The sequence below is a fragment of the Neorhodopirellula pilleata genome (assembly GCF_007859915.1).
Lineage (GTDB): Bacteria > Planctomycetota > Planctomycetia > Pirellulales > Pirellulaceae > Rhodopirellula > Rhodopirellula pilleata.
In genome coordinates this window covers 269,537-292,159 of sequence record NZ_SJPM01000009.1, presented here as the reverse complement: position 1 = coordinate 292,159, position 22,623 = coordinate 269,537, and the positions used below count along the sequence as shown (strand labels likewise).

General features: G+C 56.7%; 18 protein-coding genes. 5 read left to right on the top strand and 13 right to left on the bottom strand.

The annotated features are described in order from the left end of the window. Positions 1-20: 20 nt before the first annotated feature. Complete coding sequence (locus tag Pla100_RS20305) at positions 21-1,889, top strand: tetratricopeptide repeat protein (protein ID WP_146579540.1); 1,869 nt, start codon at positions 21-23, stop codon at positions 1,887-1,889. Positions 1,890-2,194: 305 nt separating this feature from the next. Here Pla100_RS20305 and Pla100_RS20300 read toward each other — a convergent pair whose 3' ends face one another. The 11 genes from Pla100_RS20300 to Pla100_RS31770 form a co-directional block, all read right to left on the bottom strand. After that, complete coding sequence (locus Pla100_RS20300) at positions 2,195-2,842, bottom strand: class I SAM-dependent methyltransferase (protein ID WP_146579538.1); 648 nt, start codon at positions 2,840-2,842, stop codon at positions 2,195-2,197. A gap of 300 nt (positions 2,843-3,142) precedes the next feature. After that, entirely contained in the window at positions 3,143-5,506 is a 2,364-nt protein-coding gene (locus Pla100_RS20295; RefSeq protein WP_146579536.1) for an ATP-dependent helicase, read from the bottom strand. A 966-nt stretch (positions 5,507-6,472) separates the two neighbouring features. After that, entirely contained in the window at positions 6,473-6,859 is a 387-nt protein-coding gene (atpC, locus tag Pla100_RS20290) for an ATP synthase F1 subunit epsilon (protein ID WP_146579534.1), read from the bottom strand. After that, positions 6,859-8,307, bottom strand: coding sequence for a F0F1 ATP synthase subunit beta (gene atpD / locus Pla100_RS20285; protein ID WP_146579532.1), 1,449 nt, complete (start codon positions 8,305-8,307; stop codon positions 6,859-6,861). Before atpD ends, atpC begins: the two co-directional genes overlap by 1 nt. Positions 8,308-8,467: 160 nt before the next feature. After that, positions 8,468-9,361 carry an ATP synthase F1 subunit gamma gene (gene atpG / locus Pla100_RS20280; RefSeq protein ID WP_146579530.1) on the bottom strand — a complete coding sequence of 298 codons (894 nt, stop codon included), beginning with the start codon at positions 9,359-9,361 and terminating at the stop codon, positions 8,468-8,470. Positions 9,362-9,380: 19 nt separating this feature from the next. Further along, positions 9,381-10,901 (bottom strand): F0F1 ATP synthase subunit alpha, encoded by a 1,521-nt coding sequence (atpA, locus tag Pla100_RS20275; protein ID WP_146579528.1) that lies wholly within the window; start codon positions 10,899-10,901, stop codon positions 9,381-9,383. Between the two features lie 75 nt (positions 10,902-10,976). Continuing rightward, a complete protein-coding gene (gene atpH / locus Pla100_RS20270; protein WP_146579526.1) occupies positions 10,977-11,600 on the bottom strand; it encodes an ATP synthase F1 subunit delta in 624 nt (207 codons plus the stop codon). Between the two features lie 120 nt (positions 11,601-11,720). Next, positions 11,721-12,446 (bottom strand): F0F1 ATP synthase subunit B family protein, encoded by a 726-nt coding sequence (locus Pla100_RS20265; protein ID WP_146579523.1) that lies wholly within the window; start codon positions 12,444-12,446, stop codon positions 11,721-11,723. A 95-nt stretch (positions 12,447-12,541) separates the two neighbouring features. Further along, a complete protein-coding gene (gene atpE / locus Pla100_RS20260; RefSeq protein ID WP_146579521.1) occupies positions 12,542-12,796 on the bottom strand; it encodes an ATP synthase F0 subunit C in 255 nt (84 codons plus the stop codon). Between the two features lie 173 nt (positions 12,797-12,969). Beyond that, positions 12,970-14,031: a F0F1 ATP synthase subunit A gene (gene atpB, locus Pla100_RS20255; RefSeq protein WP_231603282.1), complete on the bottom strand. Its 1,062-nt coding sequence runs from the start codon at positions 14,029-14,031 to the stop codon at positions 12,970-12,972. Further along, positions 14,025-14,615, bottom strand: a complete 591-nt coding sequence (locus tag Pla100_RS31770; protein WP_231603281.1) for a hypothetical protein — start codon at positions 14,613-14,615, stop codon at positions 14,025-14,027. The genes atpB and Pla100_RS31770 overlap by 7 nt, the downstream gene beginning before the upstream one ends. Before the next feature lie 355 nt (positions 14,616-14,970). On the opposite strand from Pla100_RS31770, the gene Pla100_RS20245 reads away from it, so the two are divergent. Further along, the gene (locus tag Pla100_RS20245; protein WP_146579520.1) at positions 14,971-16,053 is read left to right on the top strand and encodes a CNNM domain-containing protein; all 1,083 of its coding nucleotides are present in this window, start codon (positions 14,971-14,973) and stop codon (positions 16,051-16,053) included. A gap of 157 nt (positions 16,054-16,210) precedes the next feature. Then, complete coding sequence (locus Pla100_RS31765; RefSeq protein ID WP_231603280.1) at positions 16,211-16,744, top strand: hypothetical protein; 534 nt, start codon at positions 16,211-16,213, stop codon at positions 16,742-16,744. A gap of 186 nt (positions 16,745-16,930) precedes the next feature. Here the strand turns inward: Pla100_RS31765 and Pla100_RS20235 are convergent, their stop codons facing one another. Next, complete coding sequence (locus Pla100_RS20235; protein ID WP_146579518.1) at positions 16,931-18,247, bottom strand: glycosyltransferase family 4 protein; 1,317 nt, start codon at positions 18,245-18,247, stop codon at positions 16,931-16,933. 104 nt (positions 18,248-18,351) lie between these two features. On the opposite strand from Pla100_RS20235, the gene Pla100_RS20230 reads away from it, so the two are divergent. Then, positions 18,352-19,404, top strand: coding sequence for a putative zinc-binding metallopeptidase (locus tag Pla100_RS20230; RefSeq protein WP_146579516.1), 1,053 nt, complete (start codon positions 18,352-18,354; stop codon positions 19,402-19,404). Continuing rightward, positions 19,391-20,422, top strand: coding sequence for a D-alanine--D-alanine ligase family protein (locus Pla100_RS20225; protein WP_146579514.1), 1,032 nt, complete (start codon positions 19,391-19,393; stop codon positions 20,420-20,422). The genes Pla100_RS20230 and Pla100_RS20225 overlap by 14 nt, the downstream gene beginning before the upstream one ends. Positions 20,423-20,725: 303 nt before the next feature. On the opposite strand, the gene Pla100_RS20220 is transcribed toward Pla100_RS20225, so the two are convergent. Continuing rightward, positions 20,726-22,618 (bottom strand): serine/threonine-protein kinase, encoded by a 1,893-nt coding sequence (locus Pla100_RS20220; RefSeq protein ID WP_146579512.1) that lies wholly within the window; start codon positions 22,616-22,618, stop codon positions 20,726-20,728. Positions 22,619-22,623 lie beyond the last annotated feature (5 nt).

Sequence of the window (22,623 nt, the reverse complement as noted above, 5' to 3'; positions counted from 1 at the left end):
CAACGCAGCGAGAATTTAGGATGAATCGTTTACCGATCCCGACGGAGTCCGAATTGGTTGATTTTGCCCATACGATGAACCACCGTTCCTCAGCCACACCCGAGCCTGCAAAGTCCGGCCCACAGCGCCGTTTTCAGACGTTTTCCGTCCGGCGGCTGGTTTCGGTTCGCCAAACGATCTTGATGGCCGGTTTCGTTGCCGGAACGATGGTCTCGGCATTGACTGCGTCCGCCCAAGAAGCCCCGGCGCTGACCCCGCCGCCACTCAATCCGCCGCCGATCAACGCCGATGTCGATCCCGGACAAGCGGATTTGGACGAAGCGGTCTTGAAACGCATCGACGCCCAAACCAACGCGGATCTGGAAGCGGTCGCGGCGCTGGTCGAATCAGCGCTGGCCAAAGGACTCAGCGACGAAAATGCAAGCTTTGCTAAAAAAATGCTGGGCAGTATCCAATTGCAACGCGGTCAAGGTTTGGCTGGGGCGATGGTGCGACTGCGGGGCCGTCAACAATTGCAAGTCAAATCGGAAGCTCTGCGGGCGCTCAATGCGGCGGTCAAGCACGACCCCGAGCTGGCCGACGCCTACATGCTGATCGCGCAGCTCAACCTGTTGCCCGACGGCGACGTTAAGGAGATCGAGAAAGCCACCACCGCCGCGATCAAGCTTTACGAAGACGATCCGACCCAGCAAAGCAAAGCGTATTTATTGCGAGCCGTCACTCAAGATGATAACGAAAAGAAACTGGCCGACCTGAATGCGGCGATCGAGGCCAACTCTAAGAACGCGGACGCGTGGCGTGAACGCGCCGGAGCCCGATTGGCAAAAGGCGATGTCGACGGGGCCGTTGCCGACCTGCAAGAAGTCTTAAAACTCGATCCGACCAACGTGCAGATTGCCCAGGCGACCGTGCAACAGCTCGTCGAACTCGACCGAGCCGACGACGCCGTCGAACTGCTCAGCAAGACGATCCAAGCGAGCCCGAGCGAAGGCTTGTATCGATTGCGAGCGATCCTGTACCGCATGCTCGACAAAGAGGACGAAGCGTTCGCGGACTTGAACAAGGCCCTCGCGATGCAACCCAAAGATCCACTGGCGTTACTGCAACGCGCCGAGATCGCCCTCGGACGCGACGACGTCAAGTCGGCCAAACAGGACCTCAAAGCCGCCACAGACATCGCGCCCCAAGTCGAACAAATCGACCAAGCGATCGTGGTGCGATGTTTCATCGCGATCGAAGAAGGACGGATGGCCGACGCGATTACCGACATGCAAACATTGATCGAACGCAACCCCGAAGACACGTTTCGCCAAGTGCAATTGGCCAATTTGTACCTGCAAGACGAACGGCCCCGAAAAGCGATCGAAACATTGACCAATGTGCTCGATAGCGACCCGAAAAACATTTCCGTGCTTCGCTCACGAGCGGACGCTTACCTTGCCGTCGGAGATCATGCCGAAGCCATCGAGGACTATGAGACAGCCCTCGCGGCGGCGGACGATTCCAAAGACATCGATTCAGACAAGAAAACCGTCTCGGGCATCTTGAACAATCTCGCCTGGGTTTTAGCCACGTCGCCCAAAGACGAAGTCCGAAACGGAAAACGTTCGGTAGAACTTGGCAAGCGGGCGGTCGAGCTGACCGAGGAATCCGAGCCTCATATTCTGAGCACCCTGGCCGCCGGTTACGCCGAGACGGGCGACTTCGAGAACGCCCGCAAATGGAGCGAGAAGGCGGTCGAGTTGGGGACCGAGCAAGACAACGAACAGCTCGAACAGCTCAAAGAAGAATTGGAATCGTATCGCAAGAACGAAGCGTGGCGGGAAAAACAGGAAACCGAAGAAAACCAGTTACCACTGCTTTCACCGGAAGACCTGATCGATACCTGAACGCATTGCCGAATTCGAGAATCAACAGCTCGCTAGCGGGCTGCTGATTTAATCGTAACCCGAAGCGTGAGCGAGGGATTCAGCGCCATCAAGGCCTCTGTATGTATCCCTCGCTCACGCTTCGGGTTACGATGAGGACTGAACCAACAGCCAGTTAGCGGCGGTTCCCCGGTGACTAACCGGGGCGAACTCGCGACGGCTAATTCATGCTGGCAAAACTGGCTGAAAAACATAGGGCAAGTAGCAAGTAGGCCAAGTAGCAAGTAGGCTGGGTCAAGCTGCTTCGGCGAAGACCCGGCATACCCCTAAACCCGCTTCGCGACCAACACTCGAAACAGCGACAGCGGGTTGTCTTTGTGACAACTTTCGATCTCGATCGGAAGTTCGTTGAGCAGTTCGTTCATCTGCAAATCGGTCCTCCAGCCCAACCGGCGGGTTAGTCCTCCGGCGGAGTCGACGACGCGGGCGATCAATGGATTTTCGCTGCGGAAGTGGTTGATCACCAAAATGCGTCCGCCGGGTTTGCAAACCCGCACCATCTCACGCATCATTTCGTCGGGGCGCGAGACCACGCTGATCGTGTGAAACGACGTCACGAGGTCAAAGCTTTCCGGCTCGAATTCGAGTTGTTCCGCGTTCATCGGCCGAACTCGGACATGCGACCACTTTTTGCGGGCAATCATCGTTTCGGCTTCGGCCAACATCGCTTCAGACAAATCCACGCCGAGTACTTCGGCATGATCCGGGTAAGCATCCAAGGCTAATCCAGTTCCCACGCCGACTTCCAGCACTTTGGCACCGGCGGCGATGTTGAGCGAAGACAAATTCGCGAAAATACGACGTCGAGCGACGGCCGGCCAGACCGCTTGGTAGGCGGGGACGAGGTTGTGATAAAACCGGCTTTCGTGGGGTTTCGGAGGGGTTCCTTCCGGTTTTGTATCCAATTTCAGCATTGATGCCTTCTCCAAACGTGATTTTGACAACGTCTCGCCAGGGTCCTGAGCGGTCGGTTCCCCAGTGTCGCATTTCTACGTTCAAACACTCAGGTGGATTGCGGCGTTCAACCCATTTCCCCACGAATTTTGCGCCCGCATTACACAACGAAGACGAATCCGTCCCCGAAAATATTGGTTAATCGGTATCGATAAAGTAACCCGCAGCGTGAGCGAGGGATTCCTGCAGATCCCCCGCTCACGCATGCGGGTTACCAATTGAACATTCGTTGCGACGGGGGGATTGAGCCGCCAAAGGCCTTACTGCACCAATTCCAAGTTCGCGAACGCCAAACGGAAGGTTTGTTCGCCCGTGGCATTGTCGAAAAGGATTTTGGCGGTTCGTTTGGGACCACGACCGACTAACGACGTGATCTTGCCCTCGCCGTATTCAGGATGGCGAACGGTCGAACCTTCGCGATACAGATTCAACGGCACACGGTCGGAATCGAGCAATTCGCTGGCCGTCTTCAATCCGGTCTGAATCGACGGCTTTGATGACTTGGGTTTCTTAGTAACCGCCGATGGCTCATCCATATACAAGTCAGGAATCACTGACGCGTTGGGCAATCGGTCGACTGTCGACGGAGCATCATTGCTCTCGATCGCCACGCTTTGAATCGTTGTTGCCGGCTCCTGAACGATATCCCAACTGTCGGGGTACTCTTCGTCAACGGAGTCAAAGAAATCGTAATCGCGTTGGGATTCGATGACCGTCATGTCGGCCCGCGGCAGCTCGCTGAGAAACATGCTGGGGATCACCGGCCGCACGTCGCCCCGAACGCTGCGTCGTTTCGCGTAGCTCAGTTGGCACCATTGTTTCGCTCGCGTGATGCCGACGAATAAGAGCCGTCGTTCTTCCTCGAGTTGCTGGTCGTTCTCTTTGCTGCGGGCGTGTGGCAACAGCCCGTCCTCGACCGCGATCACGAACACCCGAGGGAACTCCAGCCCCTTGGCCGCGTGCAGAGTCATCAGTGTTACGCGATTGTTGGAATCCTCGAACGCGTCGGTGTCGGCGACCAGAGCGACTTGTTCTAAGAAAGCATCGAGCGATCCGTCGTCGGGGTGCATGCGATCGAACTCGACCGCTGCCGAAATCAATTCGTCGACGTTCGCCGCCGGGTTGGCGTCTTCCTTTTCCATCGCCGACTTTTCCAAAAAGTCGATGTAGTGGGTTTCTTCGACAAGGTATCGCAGCAAGTCCTCGAGGCTCGCGGTGGCTTTCTTGCGAAGTCGGTCGTAGATCGTCACGAACTTGGAAACCATCGTGACGGCACGCTTGGACAACGCGTCGATTTCATTGGCCCGTCGGGCGGCCTCGAGCATCGGAATGCGCTGCGAATCGGCAAACCGTTGCAAGCGTCCGATCGTCGTCGCTCCGATACCACGGGTGGGCGTGTTGACGACGCGTTGGAACGCGACGTCGTGGGACGGGTTGTTAATCAAATGCAAGTAAGCGAGCAGGTCTTTAACCTCTTTGCGTTGATAAAACTCGACGCCGTTGACGATTTGGTACGGCAAGCCTCGGTTGCGCAGTGCGTGTTCGAGCGACCGGGTCAGCGCGTTCATGCGACAAAAAATTGCGAAGTCACGCGGCTCGGCATTGCCGGCCATCATTTGAGTGGCGATCTCGTCGGCGATCTCGTCGGCTTCCTGATAACCGTCTTCGTATTGTCGTAGGATGACGTTTTCGCCGTCGGGATTCTCAGTGAACAGCTCCTTCGGTTTGCGACGACGGTTGTGGCGGATCAATTGATCGGCGACGGCGAGGATGTTCGGTGTGCTTCGATAGTTCTGTTCCAAACGAACCGTCTTGACGTTCGGGTAATCCTTTTCGAAATCCAAGATGTTGTTCAGGTCAGCTCCCCGCCAACCGTAGATCGATTGGTCGGGATCGCCGGTGACGGCTAGGTTGGGATGGTCGACGGACATCGCGCGGACGATCGCGTACTGCGCCAAGTTCGTGTCTTGGTACTCGTCGACCATGATGTACTTCAGCTTCGCATCGAGTTCACCGCGAACCTCTGGGTTTTCGCGCAGCAACCTCGCGAAGTGATACAGCAGGTCGTCGAAATCGACGGCGTTGGCGAGCAGAAGTTGTTGTTGGTAGACCGGATAAACCCGCGCCGCCACCGAATCGCTCGCACGACCGGATTGTTGCTGCATGATCTCAGGAGTGATCAAGCGGTTCTTGGCTCGCGAAATCGCCGACGCGATTTGTTCGGGCGTCGAATGTGTGGTCGAGACGCCCGCCGCTGCGATCGCCCGTTTCATCGCCGATTTGGAATCGGATGTGTCGTAGATCGAGTAGTTCTCCTGCAATCCCACCATCGACGCGTATCGGCGAAGCTGTTGGGCGCAGAACCGGTGAAACGTGCCCATCCAAACGGGCTGGCCGGGGGCGAGCAAATTAACCCGCATCCGCATTTCATCGGCGGCTTTGTTCGTGAACGTTAGCGCCGCAATTTGAAACGGCCGCACGCCACGATGCAGCATGTGAGCAATGCGGTGCGTGACGACCCGAGTTTTCCCCGAACCGGGACCGGCAATGATGAGCAACGGTCCGTCGATGTGCGTGACCGCTTCGGCCTGGGCCGCGGTCAAATTGTTGGTAATAGCTTCCATACAGTGCAGGATACCCGATCGGGACACCGATCAGCAACTCGCAGGTTTCCCCACACGGTGGCATAGGCTTCCAGCCTGTGAGTAGAATCCTTCACAGACTGGAAGCCTGGTATGTACCTAAGATAGCCAAAATCTATCCCTGGGGCAGTCTCAGTGCTCTCATTGAAGGAATCAGCTTCCGCCCTTCAATCGAGGAATTCTCTCATGGCAACCGCCACTCAAAAGCGAAAAACGTCGTCGCTCGACCTCCCCCAAACTGCGTTCGGGAGAGGTGACAGAGATCACCCAGTCCTTCGGACTGGGCTGGGCAAACGGATGGGCCGTTGGCCCGAAAACCGTGCCGACCCGCTTCGGGCCTGGGAGGGTTACGCTTTGGGCTGGTATCAACCGCATTAAAATAGCACGAAATACGGCAATCACTGATGTAGAATCTGCGACCCTTTCTGGGTCGAGAGATCGCGCAGATCACTAACCGGAGGTGTTCGCTGCGCTCGAACCTCCGGCTAATGGCTATGATCCCTTCGGGATAGAAACCTTGCGCAAACCAAAGCGCCCGCAACACGAACCTTTTGACAGGCCAACGTTCGAGGGTTGATGGTTTAATCCTCATCAAAACCCGACGCGTGAGTTTTGAAGTAGCGCTTTTGCCTGTGGCATTGGTTTTTCGTAACTCGCTGCGTGAGAGGGACATGAGCCAATACAATGATCCCTCGCTTACGCAGCGGGTTACGAAAAAATCGCAGCTTCAAAATGCGTAATCGAGGGATGAGCCAATATCAATGATCCCTCGCTTACGCTTCGGGTTACGACGCAAACTAAATCAACACGCGGTTAATAGCAAAACGGCTGATTCAATCAGCGGTCTTACGTTCGTCGGGGGAGAGGTATCAGCGGTCAGGAAATGACTTCCGCGCGTCGTTGCTGAAAGATGGGGCGATCCAAAAATTGGAATAGGCCTGGGGGACTTTACCGCGAGGCTCGCAGCTGGCCTCGGGCTCTGCGGACGGCGGCGTCTTTGATTTGGGACTGCTCGGGCGTATCGGATGGTAGCGCCAAAGCGTCCGCGAGCGACTTGGACGCCTCGTCGGTATTGAGCATGTCCACGGGGATGGCTCGGGCCGTCAGGATACTGACCAGATCGTTCTCGACCTGCGCGAATCCTCCGTCGACGAAGTACCGTTCCGGGCCGGCGGTCGTTTGCAATCGCAACACGCCGAAACCTAAACGACCGATCATCGGGGCGCGACCGTTGAGTACGCCCAACTCACCATCGAACATCGGTAGCGCCACGAACTCGGCTTCGCGATCCAATTCAGTTCGCTCGGGCGTGACGACGACACATCGAATCGACATTAGGATTTCGACTCCATCTTCTTGGCTTGTGCTTCGGCTTGCTCGATCGCTCCGACGTACATGAACGCTTGCTCGGGCAAGTGATCCCACTTACCGTCGCAGATTTCTTCGAAACTGCGGATCGTGTCTTCGAGCGAAGTGATTTCACCGGGCTTGCCGATGAAGACTTCCGCGACGAGGAACGGTTGGGACAAGAATCGTTCGATTCGTCGGGCACGGTGGACGATGATCTTGTCGTCTTCGCTCAATTCATCGACACCGAGAATCGCGATGATGTCTTGGAGTTCACGATAACGCTGCAAAATCGTTTGCACGCGACGAGCGATCGCGTAGTGACGCTCGCCGACGTACTGCGGGTCAAGAATCCGTGAGTTCGACGCCAACGGGTCGATCGCCGGATAAATCCCCTTTTCCGAGATCGAACGTTCCAGATAAATGAACGCGTCCAATTGACCGAAGGCGGTCGCGGGAGCGGGGTCGGTCGGATCGTCGGCGGGAACGTAAACGGCTTGCACCGATGTGATCGCCCCTTGTTTGGTCGACGTGATTCGTTCTTGCAACGCGCCCATTTCGGTCGCGAGTGTCGGTTGATAACCCACCGCCGAAGGCATCCGACCGAGAAGTGCGGACACTTCCGAACCGGCTTGCGAGAATCGGAAAATGTTGTCGACGAACAACAGCGTGTCCGCACCGGTCGTATCACGGAAGTACTCAGCCATCGTCAGTGCCGACAACGCAACTCGAAGACGTGATCCCGGTGGCTCGTTCATTTGTCCGAACACCATACAGGTCTGCTCGATGACCTTACGGCCGGTCGAACCGATTTCGGTTTCTTGCATTTCGAGCCACAAGTCGGTGCCTTCACGGGTCCGCTCACCGACGCCGGCGAACACGGAGTAACCGCCGTGGCTCGACGCGATCCGGGCGATCAACTCGGTCAAAATAACCGTCTTGCCTAGACCCGCACCGCCGAACAAACCGGCCTTCCCACCGCGGACGAACGGGGTCAGCAAGTCAACAACCTTGATGCCGGTTTCGAACAACTCGGTGTTGGTGGACAGTTCGTTGACCGGGGGAGCTTGGCGGTGAATCGGCCAGTAATCATCGGCTTCGACGTCGCCACGTTTGTCGATCGGCTCGCCAAGAACGTTGAAGACGCGACCGAGTGTCTTTTGTCCGACGGGAACCGAAACCGGTTTGCCGGTATCGACGACTTCCATGCCCCGCATCATGCCTTCGGTACTTCCCAGGGCGATCGCCCGCACGCGGCCGCCGCCGAGGTGTTGTTGGACTTCGCCGACCAAGTTGATCGACACGCCCTTGTGCTCGCTTCGAATGCGAAGTGCGTTGTAAATCGAAGGCAATTTGCCGACGAACTCGGCATCGAAAGTCGATCCGATGACTTGGGTAACACGGCCGACGCCGGTGGCAGTTTCAGTTGCAGTCATTTTTGATAGCTGTTGGCGGTAAGCAGTTAGCGGTTGGCTTTGGGCCAGATGGGTTTGATTGAAAGTAATGAGTTGTTGTTTGGTGGCGAATCATTCGTCGAGTGCCAGGGCTTTGAGCTAATAGCCAAACGCTAGTAGCCAAAAGCCGCCTTGGAGGGCGTTAGCCTTCCAAAGCCTCCACGCCGCCGATGATTTCCATGATCTCGCCGGTGATTTGACTTTGTCGAGCACGGTTGTACGTCATTGAAAGCTGTTTGATCATGTCGCCGGCGCTTTCGGTGGCTCCCTTCATCGCGATCATTCGAGCGACTTGCTCGCTGACGGCGGCGTCGAGGAAACACTTAAACAGTTTGACTTTGAAGCTGGTCGGAACGACTTCTTCCAAAATCGATTCTGCCGACGGCAGGAACTCGTATTCAGCGCTGCCGGCTTCGCCCGCGCCGGTTGCGGAGCCGGCCGAATCGTCGGCGAGCGAACCGAGCGGAAGCAGGGTTTCAACGGTCGCGATTTGCTTGGAAGTACTGATAAACCTTGTGTAGACAACGTCCAGTCGATCGATCTCGCCGGTGATGTATTGATTCAAATATCCGTCGGCGATTTTTTCGACTTCCGCATACGCGGGTTGGTCTTCGAACTGCAAGTATCCGGCTTCGGTTCGGATTCCCCGGAACTTCATTCCGTTGATGCCACGTTTTCCGCTGACGTCGACGGCGACCTTGCTGATTTGTGACTTCAGTTCATTGATCTGCGGAACGGCGGTTCGCAAGATCGACGCATTGTAGCCGCCGCAAAGTCCGCGATTGCTAGCCAACACGAGAACTCTCGCCGAATTGGTCTTCTCTCGCTGTTCCAGCAGCGGGTGCTTCACATCCAGACCAGCCGCAGCAAGGCGGCTGACGATCTTGGTGATTTGGTCCGTGTAGGCGGTCGCAGCCGCAGCACGGTCCATCGCCTTTTTGTAGCGAGCCGTCGCGATCAGTTCCATCGTCCGCGTGATTTTGCGGATGTTACGAATTGATTTGCGTCGTTTATCGAGGGCACGTGCGTTGGCCATGGGTTCTCCGCCTTTCGAATTAGACCGTTGCGGCGGGTTTGTAAACTGCCTTGAAATCTTTGATCGCCGCGACGATGCGTTCGACGTTTTCGTCGGAAAGTTCAGGCTTCGCGGTCAGGTCGCTGATCAACGACGAGTACTTGTCGTGAACGAACTGCAACATTTCCTTCTCGAACCGCTGCACCTCTTTGACTGGCACGTCATCGAGGTAGCCGTTCGTCCCGGCGTAGATACTGATGACCTGTTCGGCGACCGACAGCGGTCCGTATTGAGGTTGCTTGAGCAATTCCACCATGCGGTAGCCACGATCGAGTTCCGCTTGCGTGGCGGGGTCAAGGTCGGTACCGAGCTGAGCGAACGCTTCCAAAGCCCGGAAGGCAGCGAGTTGCAAACGCAAACCGCCGGAAACCTTCTTCATCGCCTTGGTTTGAGCCGCACCGCCGACGCGGGAGACGCTGATTCCCGGGTTCATCGCCGGACGCACGCCGGAGAAGAACAAGTCGGGCTGAACGTAGATCTGGCCGTCGGTGATCGAAATCACGTTCGTCGGAATGTAGGCCGAAACCTCGCCTTCGAGAGTTTCAATGATCGGCAGACTCGTGATCGATCCACCACCAAGCTCATCAGAAAGCTTCGACGATCGCTCTAGCAACCGACTGTGACAATAAAAAACGTCCCCGGGGTACGCTTCGCGGCCTGGTGGACGACGCATCAACAGCGACATCTGGCGGTACGCGGTGGCTTGTTTGGACAAATCGTCATAAACGATCAGCGCGTGTCCGCCGTTGAACATGAAGTGTTCGGCCATGGCGGTTCCGGCATACGGAGCAATGTACTGAAGCGGTGCGGGCGACGAAGCACCGGCCGCGATCACGGTCGTGTATTCCATCGCGCCGTAGCGTTCGAGAACATCGACGACGGTCGCCACGGCGGAGTCTTTTTGACCGATCGCGACGTAGAAGCACTTCACGCCTTGACCTTTTTGGTTCAAGATCGCATCGATCGCGATGGCGGTCTTGCCCGTTTTTCGGTCGCCAATGATCAGCTCGCGTTGGCCGCGTCCGATCGGTGTCATCGCGTCGATCGCTTTGATGCCGGTTTGCAAAGGCTCGGTCACCGGTTTTCGCTCGGCAACGCCGGTCGCGATGATTTCCACCGGCCGGGTGATTTCCGATTGCACAGGGCCTTTGCCGTCGAGCGGGTTGCCCAGCGGATCGAGCACACGTCCGATAACGGCGTCGCCGGCGGGAACCGAAAGTAACGTACCGAGTGCCTTGACTTCGTCGCCCTCTTGGATCGTCAGGTAGTCACCAAGAATAATCACCCCGACGGAGTTTTCTTCGAGGTTAAACGCGAGGCCGATCGAACCGTTGGGGAATTCGACCATCTCGCCGGCCATCACGCCCGAGAGTCCGTAGACCCGAGCGATTCCGTCACCGACTTCCAAAACCGTGCCGACTTCGCGGACATCGATCTTGCTTTCAAACTGTTCGATCTCGGCCTGCAAGACCGATGCGATCTCGTCGCTGTTGAATTTCACTGGACCGTACCGTTATTAAATTTAAACGTTGTGATTGAATATTTTGTGGGTGGGGTGAAACGATTCGCCTTGCGATCAGGTCGCGCTGGTGAATCGAGTCGAGTTTGCGATCAAATGATGGGCAAAGCCGGCCGAGGCAGCTCGACCGATCTTGTCCAGCCGGCTGGCTACGGACGAATCGAACACCGTGTCGCCAACGCGAACGACCATACCGCCGATCAGTGCCGGATCGACTACTTCGTGTAAGCGAACCTGTTTGCCGAAACGCTGGCCGAGTTGATCGGTGACTTCGCTGCGAAGCGAGTCGGTCAACGGAACCGCGGTGCGGACTTCGGCGAGCAACCGTCCGGTCATCTCGTCGTACAGCGCCGTGACGGAATCTCGAACGGCGACGACGTAACCGAGACGGTGACGCTTGGCCATGACTTTGAGAAACCGAACCAGCGTTGGATGCGCGTCGTCGAGCAACCGATCCAAAACGCGGCACTTTTCATCGGCGTCGATCTGCGGACTCGCAAAAGCGAGACGCAAAGACTGACTGCCCGCGAGGCCCTGATCACAAAGCTGGTTAAGCTGATCGATGACTTGGTCGGTCGAGCCTTCCGCTTCGGACGCGCCCAACAATGCTCGGGCGTATATCTTGCCGAGTTGTTCGGCACCGACATCGAGCACGGTAGGTTGGACAGCAATTTCGGACACTTCAGAGTTCTCGGTGGGGACGCGACGAAAAAAGTTTTATGGATTGGATCTCAGCAAACGGATCGGACCGGCTGAAATTCGGAAGTCATGGATCCAAGACAGATGCTTGGCCTTGTCGGACTAGTTTTTGCTCGGCATTCGCTCCATCGCCTGCTTAATTAAGTCCGCATGATCGTCGGCGGACAATTCTCGGCCGACGACACTGCGAGCGACCTTCATTGCCATCTCCGAGGTTTGGCTGGCAAGTTCGGCCATCGCGACTTTCTTGGCGTTCTCGATGTCCGCGACTGCCCGTTCTCGCTGGGTGGCCGCTTCGATCTTGGACTGTTCGATGATCTTTTGGCCGTTCGCTTCGGCATCACGGCGGGCATCGGCGAGCATTTGCTGCACCTGTTTGGCGGCTTCGTCCAACTTGGATTGGTAACCCGCCAAAATCGCCTGCGCGTCCAGGTTCGCCTTTTCGGCGGACTCTAAGTCTTCGCGAATCTTGTCCTCGCGAGCCTGTAGTCCGTGCAAGACATTCGGCCAAACGAACAAAGACAAGACAGCCAAAACGGCCAAGAAAATCACCAAGTTCCAAAACGCTGAACCGAAGTCAAACGAAAGGATCGGTGTCTTGGCTTCGTCCGCATGAGCATCGTGGTCACCTGCGGCCCCATGCTCGTGGTCACCATCATGATCATGATCATGATCGGCCTCGTCGAGCAACTCGACATCCGACGCGTCTGCCTCGATCACTTCGGCTTGAGCCATCGCGGTGGAAGGCATCGCCACGACAGCCAGTCCGGCCGCAAAGACCGGAACAACCAAACAGGACGACAAACACAGGGCGAGCAAACGTTTCATCAATCAACTTCGGTGAAAGAATCTTGCGGACAACTAAAGAACACCAGACGACACACGGCATGCACCGGCGACAAGACGCCAATAAACAGGCGTTGTTAGCCTCGGCACAAGAGAATAAACACGAGTGCGATGACGGTCGCACCTTCGATCAGAGCGGCCGCGATGATCATCGCAGTTTGGATGCGTCCACCAGCTTCAGGCTGGCGGGACATCGCGTCGACGGCACTGCCACCGATCCGTCCGATGCCCAATCCGGCACCCACGATGATCAGACCGATACCGATACCTAGACCCATGCGGCCAAAGTCGTTTGCAATGGCTTGGGCCAACAACATTGTCATTTCCAACATCTTCAAAGAGCTCCGTTGTGATTTGAGCGGGTAAACAAAGGGGAGTGTGTTTTGTGAGGGGCAGAGCTTAGATAAATTCGATCTCGTCCGCGATGGGGTCAAGCCAAAGTTATTGCGCTTTCTTGCCTAGTTTTCCATGGCTTGGCGTCAGTGGCGACAAACTGCCGCACTGCTCAGGCACCCGCCGGATGGCTCGCACCAACCGCTGGGCTAATCCGACCAGGATCAAAGATTTTGTCCGGGTCCATTTGAGTGGCGTCATCCATCGCATGGGGATCGTCGTCGAGGTGTTCGTCATGTTCGTGGACAGCCATCGACGAGATGAACAGAACGGTCAAGAACGTAAAAATGAACGCCTGCAAGCAGCAGACAAACAGTTCCAATAGCGTCAACGCGGCACCGACCAGCACGACCGGCACACTGACCGCGAAGGCGGTTCCGTCACCTGCGGCACGTGCGGCAAAGATCAGTCCGACGAATGCGGCGAGCACCAAGTGCCCCGCCATCATCGTGCCGAAAAGTCGCATGGCGAGCACGAAGCACTTGATCAAGAGCGACAGAACTTCGAGCACGTACAACAACAGCGCGATCGGTAGCATTCCGATGCCGCCGTCCCAGCCGATCGGATTGAAGTGGTTCAAGAAATCCTTGACGCTGGTTTCGCGAATCCCAATGAAGACGATTGCGAATAGCGAAGTGACTGCTAGCACACCGGTCAATGATAGGTTGCCCGTAGCACTACCGCCCCAATGCGAATAGTGCGTGTCGCCGGTAAGCATTTGCAACATGTACCCGAACGGGATAATCCCCAAAATGTTCGCGAACAGGATGAAAAAGAACACCGTCCAGATGTAATAGATGTACTTATCGGTCAGCCCCCGCAAGTTCGGATAGGCGACTTCATCGCGGATGAACGCGCACATCGTCTCGAACAACTGCGAAATTCGACCACGCGTCTGATACCGCCCAAGGCCTTCGCCGTGGTAGATGCTGATTTTTCGAGAGCACAAAATGCCCACGACGATCAAGCAGAACGCCGCAAAAGCGGACATCATCAGGTGATTGGTGATGAAGAATTCGTAGTACCCATCGCGAATCCCTAACGCCGGAACACTCTCGGTCCCGCCGGTGGGAATCTTCAAAAGCGGCGAATGATGAAGCGCATGCGGGATCGCGTGATCGGTCGGGTCTTGAGCCGCCAACAGGCCGGCTCGCATCAAATAAGTGGTCAACATGATGGATCGTTGAGGTTGATTTGTTGTATCTCGCGGGCGAGTGCGACCACCTCGGTCAGCAACAACGCCAAATGCCAACCGAGTACCCAGGCGGCGATCTGCGTCGCGGTCACGCCGCTCGAAGTCAGGTCGATTGAGGGTGCGTCGGAAAGGTCGGCTGGAAGTTCGTTCGCACGTTCCAGAAAAGCAGCGTCCAAGTAATAACTGCTGGCCAAAAACAACGCAACGGTCCCAGCCAAGCGAATCAACATTCCAACCAAAAACGCATTGCCCAAACGCTCGACGGACGCCGACTGCGTCAATTGACCGCAGCCCTCCGCTGTGTCGGAAACATCGTCGGAAACCTCGTCGGTGTCGTCGTCGGTGGTTTTGTCGGGTTCTGCCTTCGCTGTCGTGGGCAGGTCCGTTTCGCCTACCGCCACCTGACATCCGGGCAGGATCGAAACCAACGCGACCAACCCGCTTGCCACCGAAATCGTCCCCACCTGGTCCGCGCTGAGCCCGAGCAGCGTCTGCGGACCGAGCGACCATGCCCACGCCGTCAGCCCCAAAGTCCCGAGGAGCCAAACGCCGGCGACGATCAACAGGATTCTTTGGTAGGGGCGATCGATGACGGTGCTCTCAACAGGAGGATGATCGTGCTGGGTCGCGACAGCAGCGGTCGCGAGGCGAAGGGGACGTTCAGACTAACAAAGCGATCGAGTTGAGCAACGCCAGAAAACGTCCGGTCGGGACAACCCGACGTCTTCGATGATCGCTCATCGTATCCATGCTAGCGGGCTGTTGATTTAGTCCTCATCGAAACCCGAAGCGTGAGCGAGGGATACATACAAAGGACTTAATGGTGATGAATCCCTCGCTGACGCTTCGGGTTACGATTAAATCAACAGCCCGCTAGACTCGGGCAACGATCCATCATCCGTCTTAGTTGCTTTGAATATGTTCTTACTTCTGACGTACCTCGTCGTCGCCATCGGTTTTTCGTTCTATTGCAGCGTCGCCGAGGCGGTCTTGTTGTCGGTCACGCCTTCATTCATCGCGACCCTAAAGGACAAGAACTCGAAAGCGGCCGAGCGTCTGCGTCGACTCAAGGCCAATGTCGATCGCCCGTTAGCGGCGATCTTGTCACTCAACACGATCGCTCACACGATCGGGGCAGCCGGCGTCGGTGCTCAAGCGGCCGCGGTCTACGGTGGCGAAGGATACCTCGGTGAAAACGCGGTGGGCATCGCGAGCGCTCTGATGACGTTGTTGATTCTCGTCTTCAGTGAAATCATTCCCAAGACACTCGGTGCGTTACATTGGCGAAGTCTCGGTCCGTCGGTGGGAGCGAGTGTCGAGTACTTGATCTTGGTTCTCTATCCGCTCGTTTGGCTCAGTGAGTTGTTGACGAAGTGGCTCTCGGGCGGCAAAAGTCATCATGCGTTGACTCGCGACGAATTGACCGCCATGGCCGAAATCGGTGCCCAGCAAGGCGTGCTTGAAGATCACGAGTCGCGGGTGTTTCGGGCGTTGATGAAGATGCCCGACTTAAAAGCGAGCGACATCATGACGCCGCGTGTCGTGATCATCGCCTATCCGGAATCCACCAAAATCGACGACGTATTCGCGTCCCAAGATAGCTTGCCGGTTTCCCGAATCCCGATCTATCACGACAAGCTCGACGAACTGACCGGATTTGTGCTTAAGAACGATCTGTTGATCGCTCAGGCTCGTGACGAGTCCACCCGTACACTCAAAGAATTCGCCCGTCCGATTAAAACGGTCCAAGCAGCCACACCGTTACCGCAGCTCCTCGAAATGCTGCTCGAGGGAAGATTTCATTTGGCAATGGTGACGGACCAATACGGCAGCGTTGTGGGATTGGTCACGCTCGAAGATCTCGTCGAAACTTTGCTCGGACTGGAAATCGTCGACGAATCCGACGCGGAAGTCGACATGCAATCCTTCGCCCGCAAACGATGGCAAGAACGAGCCGCCAAGCGGGGTTTACGTTTGGAAGGTGAACCTCGGGATTCCTGATTCGCCCTCAATCTCAACGGCAAAGTTTACCTAATCGGTCGTACGCGTTGATCGGTGTGCTCGTGTCGCGCCGATGGTGACGTTCGCATCAGTCCCACCGCTCCAAACGTCGATGACATGTCTCGTCCGAGGGCTTCTATTGCGGAGAGGAATACCGGTGCGAGTTTCGATTCAATTGACTGCGGCGATCACATTCGCTTTTTCGTTCCTGGTGACGTGTCCGGGTGTCGCTACGGTTCACGCGGCATGGCCGCTGAGTCACACGTCTTGGCCATGGACGCCATTTGAAGGAACCCCTCGAATCGATCCGATCCCGCCACTGGGTACCCGTTTACCGGAGTCGTATCGCCGTCAATACAATCGCCCGTCGTACATCGGCGGCAAGATCGCGGCGAAGATCGCACCGTCGAGCCAAGAGGCGATGGCGTTTCATCGCGCCGAATCGCTGGGCCTGTATGACGACAACGGCGTCAAAGGTTTCGTCAACGGCAAGCACTGCCCGCCTCGCCGAGTCGAGCAGCATTATTTCTATCCGAAGCCCTGGGAAGTCTTGGCCGTCGGCCCCCGCCCCGATCGAACCGAAAACGAAGCCGATACGATCCTCCCCGAACCGATCCAATTGGACGCCCCGCTGACCCTCCCCGCCCCGGTCGGCGAACTCGAGTTGGAACTACCACCCCCGCCCCAGTAGGCTGGGTCGAAGCCGCTTCGGCGCAGACCCGGCATGCTATTGGCTAATGGCTTTTAGCTATTGGCGGTTGGCTATTGGCTATTTGCGGTTGGCTATTGGCTATTGGCTATTGGCTATTTGCGGTTGGCTATTGGCTATTGGCGGTCTAGGATCCGACCGATCTCGCCACTCGCCACTCGCCACTCGCTACTCGCCCCTGGCGATTAGCTCTTCCATTCGTTTGGCGGCTACTTCGATGCTGTGATGGGATTTCAATCTCTCGCGTGCCGATTCGATCGATCGTTTCCGGCGGGTCGGGTCTCGATAAAACGAGACCAAACGACTGGCGAGGTCGTGATGGTCTTCCGGTGTAAAACATTCCCCGCCGCCGGTCGACTCGATCAATTCGGGAAAAGCACCGTGGGCGGGCTGCACAACCGGCACTCCGGCAGCGATCGACTCGAGCACGAACAATCCCTTGGGATCCTCGTACGGGGACGGAACGCTCATCACGTCAAAACTCCGCATCAAGCGAACCTTTTCCGCCAAGTCGGGACTGCCGTGGTACACAAACCGATCCGCCAAACCCGCCGTTCGCATCCTCGCTTGAATATCTCGCAAGTACGCCTCGTTATGCTCACCGAGCCAACCGGCCGCGTGCAAGGTGATCCGATCGTGAGTCGGATCCTTTGCCAAATGGGCGAACGCCTCGGCCAACAAATGCAGCCCTTTTTCGGGGGCGATCCGGGCCATGTAACCGATCCGAAACTCCCCGTCCGCTTTGGCGATCGCCGGCGACAATAATGAGGACTCGGTCGAATCGCCTTCAAATGCGGTCAAGTCGATCGATAGGGGGTGAATCACGAACTTCGATTCGTCGATGCCGAACATCGCCCCCATTTTGTTTTGATAGAAGCGACTGTTGGTGATGAACATGTCGACATGTTTGGCAAGCTCGCCGCACAATTCGATCGCTTCGGATCTCGCTTCATCGGGCAAGTGATCCAAAAAAATATCATCGCCTTGCAAGATCACAATGATCCGAGTGTCTGGCAATCGCCGGGCGATCTCGGGGATCGCGCCGCCGATCAACAGGTTGGATAAAACGATCGCGTCGGGCCGCACGTCTCGGCTCAACCACTCGGCCATTCGCTCGACTTCTTCGGCTTGCCGTCCGTCGCGACCCCGTAGCATCGAGAGCGTCAAACTGCCCAACTGAGCGGGGTCGGTCTTGACCGCCCGGCGAGTCGCCCAGCGAATCAAACCCGGCCGATCCATCCACGATCGCAACGACCGTGGCAAATAACGCAGCAACGGCACACGCTGCAACAAGTAGACGTGAATCCCGCCGAACATCACTGACGTTGTTGATACATCCGTCTCGTCGGTCCGAATCGGCGTGTAGATCGGTTGCAACAACACGTCGTGGCCGCGACGAATGAGAGCTCGAGCGAGTGCGTTGTCGTGCATGCAACTGCCGCAATACATGCCTGCGGCACCGGCGGTGAGATAAACGAGTTTCAAGATCGGCTTTCGTTGAATAGACTGCGTCGGTCGAAACCCGAACACAATTGCTAGAACACATTCGCCCGAACACATTCGCACGACATCAGGTTGATTTTTTCGCGATGGCCAAACCCAAGCCAGTCCGATCCGAACCGGAACGATCGAGCGACCCGCTATTGTCCATGTCGGACAATCAGTTGCTCGACATGCGGATTTGCGACCTCAAGCTGACCATCGCGGGTACGTATCTCGAACAACGCATCGATCAACTTTATCACGAACTGGCCGAACGTGGCTTGTCGTTTCGTCCTCACTTCTGGCTCAGTGATGATTGGTTTTCTCCGGATGACGTTCCCGGGGTGGCGATCCCATTCTATTTGGCCCATCGGCGATTGATGCGATTGGAACGAAAACAATTGCTCGACGTCGAAGGCGGCACCCACGAATGGTGCATGAAAATTTTACGTCACGAGGCCGGGCACGCGATCGACACGGCGTTTCGAATTCGTCGCAAGTCGGTCTTTCGAGACGTCTTCGGCAAACCCTCGCAAACCTACCCCGAATCCTATCAGCTCAAACCGTCCAGCCGCGACTACGTGCTTCATCTTGAAATGTGGTACGCTCAATCGCATCCCCTGGAAGATTTTGCCGAAACGTTTGCCGTTTGGCTGCGGCCGGGCTCGCGTTGGCGGACCCGGTATCGGAATTGGCCCGCCAAGAAAAAACTTGAAACCGTCGACGAGCTGATGCAATCCCTGCAAGGCAAGAAAGCTCCGGTGCAATCCCGCGCAACGGTCGATCCGATTTCCAAAATCCGCCGGACACTTCGCGCGCATTACGAACGCAAACGCAGCCATTACGGATTGGATCTCCCCAGCGTCTACGACAACGATTTGCAGAAATTGTTTTCGTCCGATCCTGCTCACAGCCGCAATCCGACTGCGGCCGCGTTCTTGACCCGGATTCGCAATGAACTCCGAAGCACCGTCGCCAAATGGACCGGTGAGTACGCATACACGATCGATCAGGTCGTCCAAGAAATGATCGAGCGGTGCCGCGAATTGAACTTGCGTGTCGGCGGTCCGGTCGACGATGTCAAACGCGACGCGATGATTTTGGTCGCCGTTCGAACCACCAATTTCCTGCACGAGGGCGGGCATCGTGCGACACTCTAAACTACGCGTTCTCGTCTTGGTCCGCGAAGGCCACGAGCCGCCGGAATCACTCGACGGATTCACCGAAGACCAGTGGGGAGCTTGGAAGGCCGAGTTCGATATTTCCGAAACCCTTCGCGGTCTCGGTCACGAGGTCTTGCCGCTGGGGATCTACAACGATTTGGGAAAGATCCGGCAAGCGCTGCTCGAATGGCAGCCCGACATCACGTACATGCTGCTCGAAGAGTTTCATGGCCTCGTCCGTTATGACTTTGCCGTGACGAGTTACTTGGAATTGATGCAACAGTCCTACACCGGGTGCAACCCGCGTGGATTGCTACTTAGCAAAGACAAGGCGCTCTCCAAAAAAATCCTGACCTATCACCGCATCCCGACACCCCGATTCGCGGTCTTCCCGATCGGCCGCGCGATCCGTCGTCCGAAGCGATTGACGTTTCCTTTATTTGTCAAATCAGCTGTCGAAGACGCCTCGTTCGGAATCGCTCAGGCGTCGATCGTCACCACCGACGAAGCCTTGCAGGAACGAGTCGCGTTCATGCACGAAAAGACCGGTGACGACGTCATTGTGGAACAATACATCGAAGGCCGCGAGCTGTACTGTGGCGTGATCGGCAACGATCGCCTGGTCTGTTTTCCGGCGTGGGAAATGGATTTCGGGACCTTGACCGACGCCGCCGCCCCGATCGCGACGAGCCGGGTGAAGTGGGATCGCAAGTATCAAGAACGACATCAAATCACCACCCACGCGGCCAAAGACCTCGATCCCGCGATGCAACAACAAATTGCGAAACTATCCAAACGGGTTTATCGGGCATTAGAAATGACGGGCTATGCACGGATGGACTTGCGCTTGACCTCGACGGGTGAGATCTACGTGATCGAAGCGAACGCGAATCCGAACATCGAGTACGGCGAAGATTTCGCCGAATCCGCCGAAGCCGCAGGGATCGGATACGAAGCCTTGATCCAGCGGATCCTGAATCTCGGCTTGGCTTACAAAGCCGATTGGATGGCGTAAGACCGCTATTACGCTGTCAATTCGACGCTAAACATCGCGTGAACAATTGGTGGCATAGGTTTCCAGCTTTCTTATACCCCACGAGTCCTCATGTATTGCTCCCCTGCCAGCTCGTCTGGCAGGAAGCCGAGGTTGGCAAGCTAGACACGAGCCGCAATTTCCCCAACCTTCCGATTTTCACTTGTGCTCGCCGCTTCAAGCGGCGAGCACAAGTGAAAATCGGAAGGTTGGGAGGGCGTCGTTGTCTAGCTTGCGAACCTGATTCACCCACGAGACGAGCTCGTGCGGGTCCCGAGTCCGCTGTCACTTCGACGCTAGAACCTCGCCGAGTCGTTCCCACGTTTGCACCATGCTGCGGTATGCCTTGAACGATCCGAACAGACCGAGCATGCCGGCGAAAATCGCGGTCAACATGAACCCTTTCGATTGACTCTCACCGAACACCATCAACGCCAATCCGAACAACGGAATCAGTACCGCGATCAAGAGATACGATTCGCTCGTTTCCTTGATCCGTTTCGCGTTGGCATGGAATTGCGAATCGATCATCGTCGGGCGGATCATTTGCGGATAGTAAACATGCGTCGTGATCATTCCCAATACAAACAGCGGGTAAATCATCGCAACTCCGCCGCACATCAACAGAGATAAAAAGAAATGAGTCGCTTGGTCGGATGTGAACTCGCTGAAACGCCATCGCAATAGAATCGGATACACGATTCCCGCGATCGTCCAGCAAGTTCCGCCGATGATCGCGGCTCGATGTCCCAATTCCAACGTTGCCCGTAACTCCTGCGGTCCGACCGTTTCTCCGTTGCAAGCCGCTCCGAGTGCCCTGGCGCAGGCACTGGTAAAGTAGATCATCAACCCGACGGCAAAGGGGAAAGCGATCGCGTTGACCCAAAATGCGATCTGATCCAATCCGGCCCGCATCTGTTCGGTCATGATTTCGTTTTGGTTGTATTGATAGTTGAACCAACCGGCGGCAATGTTCGGCAACAAGATGGCCACCGTCGCCACCCACCACGGCGAGATTCGCATCAGCCGATCAGCGAGCGACCCCGCTTCGGGTTCAAATAATCGTGCCGCTTCCGGGTGCATCGCTAATTTTAAACGGCCCGCCATCGCGCCGCCGCTGACCGGCCGAGCCGACGGATCGACGGATAAGGCATCGACGAGCACACGATGCAATACCCGCGCCGATGCGTTGGCCTTGCCGGTTCCATCGGCCGCCCAGTTTGGCGGTTTGAGCGGGCGGGAACGAGACGCGATTTGCTCGTGGATCATGTCCGATGGCGAGCGTGCTTCGTCGTTGCATTCGAACGGGCGCTGCCCCTGCCAAAGCTCCCATAACAAGACCGCCAACGAATACAGATCCGCCGGTTCGCGGATTCCGCCCGGCGAGCCGGAAAGTTTCGGGTGCATCGCTCGTAAATGCTCCGGCGACATGTACCCGAGCGACCCGCCCAAGCAAGTCTCGGTGGATTGACCGGACTGAGCGAATGCAGCGGGCGCGTCCGTCAAGCTCACGTTGAAATCGGCCAGTTGCGGAATCCCCTCGGCGGTCAACAAGACGTTGGCGGGTTTGACGTCGCGGTGCAATACGCCCGCCTGGTGAGCCGCTTGCAGGGCCTGTGATAACTGAATCCCCACCCACGCGACCACCTTGGGCCAATCCGCCGTCGCTAACCAATCACGAGTACCCGAACGCTCGGGGACAACCTGCGCCGCCGCCAACAGGTTCGCATCAATGGCTCGCAAATAGACTTCACCCTGGATTTCCGATGAGACATCGTGGGTCACCTCGCGGACTAACGTGACCACATCGGCCAACGTGCCGCCAGGATGATACTGCATGTACAGTAAATGCGAACGATCAACGATCCGCTGATCGTACACGCGAACGATATTGGGATGATCGAACTGTGCAAGGGCTTGAGGTTCGTCGCCGTCACCTCCAGAGATCTTCAACGCGACCAAGCGTGCCATCGACAATTGGCGTGCCAGATAAACTTCTGCGAATGCGCCCTTGCCGAGCATTTGGATGATTTCGAAATCATCGATTCGTGAACCCGGCCGTCTCTGGCCTGTCGCTCGCGCGGATAAATCTTGTGAATCGTGAGCAACGTGACCCGACAACGCGGCAACGGGCTGCGTTTGAAACTCGTCCGGCGGTTGGCTCGATTCAGGCGACATCGGCG

Excerpts from the sequence above, each read along its gene's own strand:
- atpE (WP_146579521.1), bottom strand. The coding sequence starts at position 12,796 with ATGTTGGAAATGACAATGTTGTTGGCCCAAGCCATTGCAAACGACTTT.
- Pla100_RS20295 (WP_146579536.1), bottom strand. The coding sequence starts at position 5,506 with ATGGAAGCTATTACCAACAATTTGACCGCGGCCCAGGCCGAAGCGGTC.
- atpB (WP_231603282.1), bottom strand. The coding sequence starts at position 14,031 with ATGTTGACCACTTATTTGATGCGAGCCGGCCTGTTGGCGGCTCAAGAC.
- Pla100_RS20265 (WP_146579523.1), bottom strand. The coding sequence starts at position 12,446 with ATGAAACGTTTGCTCGCCCTGTGTTTGTCGTCCTGTTTGGTTGTTCCG.
- Pla100_RS20300 (WP_146579538.1), bottom strand. The coding sequence starts at position 2,842 with ATGCTGAAATTGGATACAAAACCGGAAGGAACCCCTCCGAAACCCCAC.
- Pla100_RS20220 (WP_146579512.1), bottom strand. The coding sequence starts at position 22,618 with ATGTCGCCTGAATCGAGCCAACCGCCGGACGAGTTTCAAACGCAGCCC.
- atpD (WP_146579532.1), bottom strand. The coding sequence starts at position 8,307 with ATGACTGCAACTGAAACTGCCACCGGCGTCGGCCGTGTTACCCAAGTC.
- Pla100_RS20245 (WP_146579520.1), top strand. The coding sequence starts at position 14,971 with ATGTTCTTACTTCTGACGTACCTCGTCGTCGCCATCGGTTTTTCGTTC.
- atpC (WP_146579534.1), bottom strand. The coding sequence starts at position 6,859 with ATGTCGATTCGATGTGTCGTCGTCACGCCCGAGCGAACTGAATTGGAT.
- Pla100_RS20230 (WP_146579516.1), top strand. The coding sequence starts at position 18,352 with ATGGCCAAACCCAAGCCAGTCCGATCCGAACCGGAACGATCGAGCGAC.
- Pla100_RS20305 (WP_146579540.1), top strand. The coding sequence starts at position 21 with ATGAATCGTTTACCGATCCCGACGGAGTCCGAATTGGTTGATTTTGCC.
- atpG (WP_146579530.1), bottom strand. The coding sequence starts at position 9,361 with ATGGCCAACGCACGTGCCCTCGATAAACGACGCAAATCAATTCGTAAC.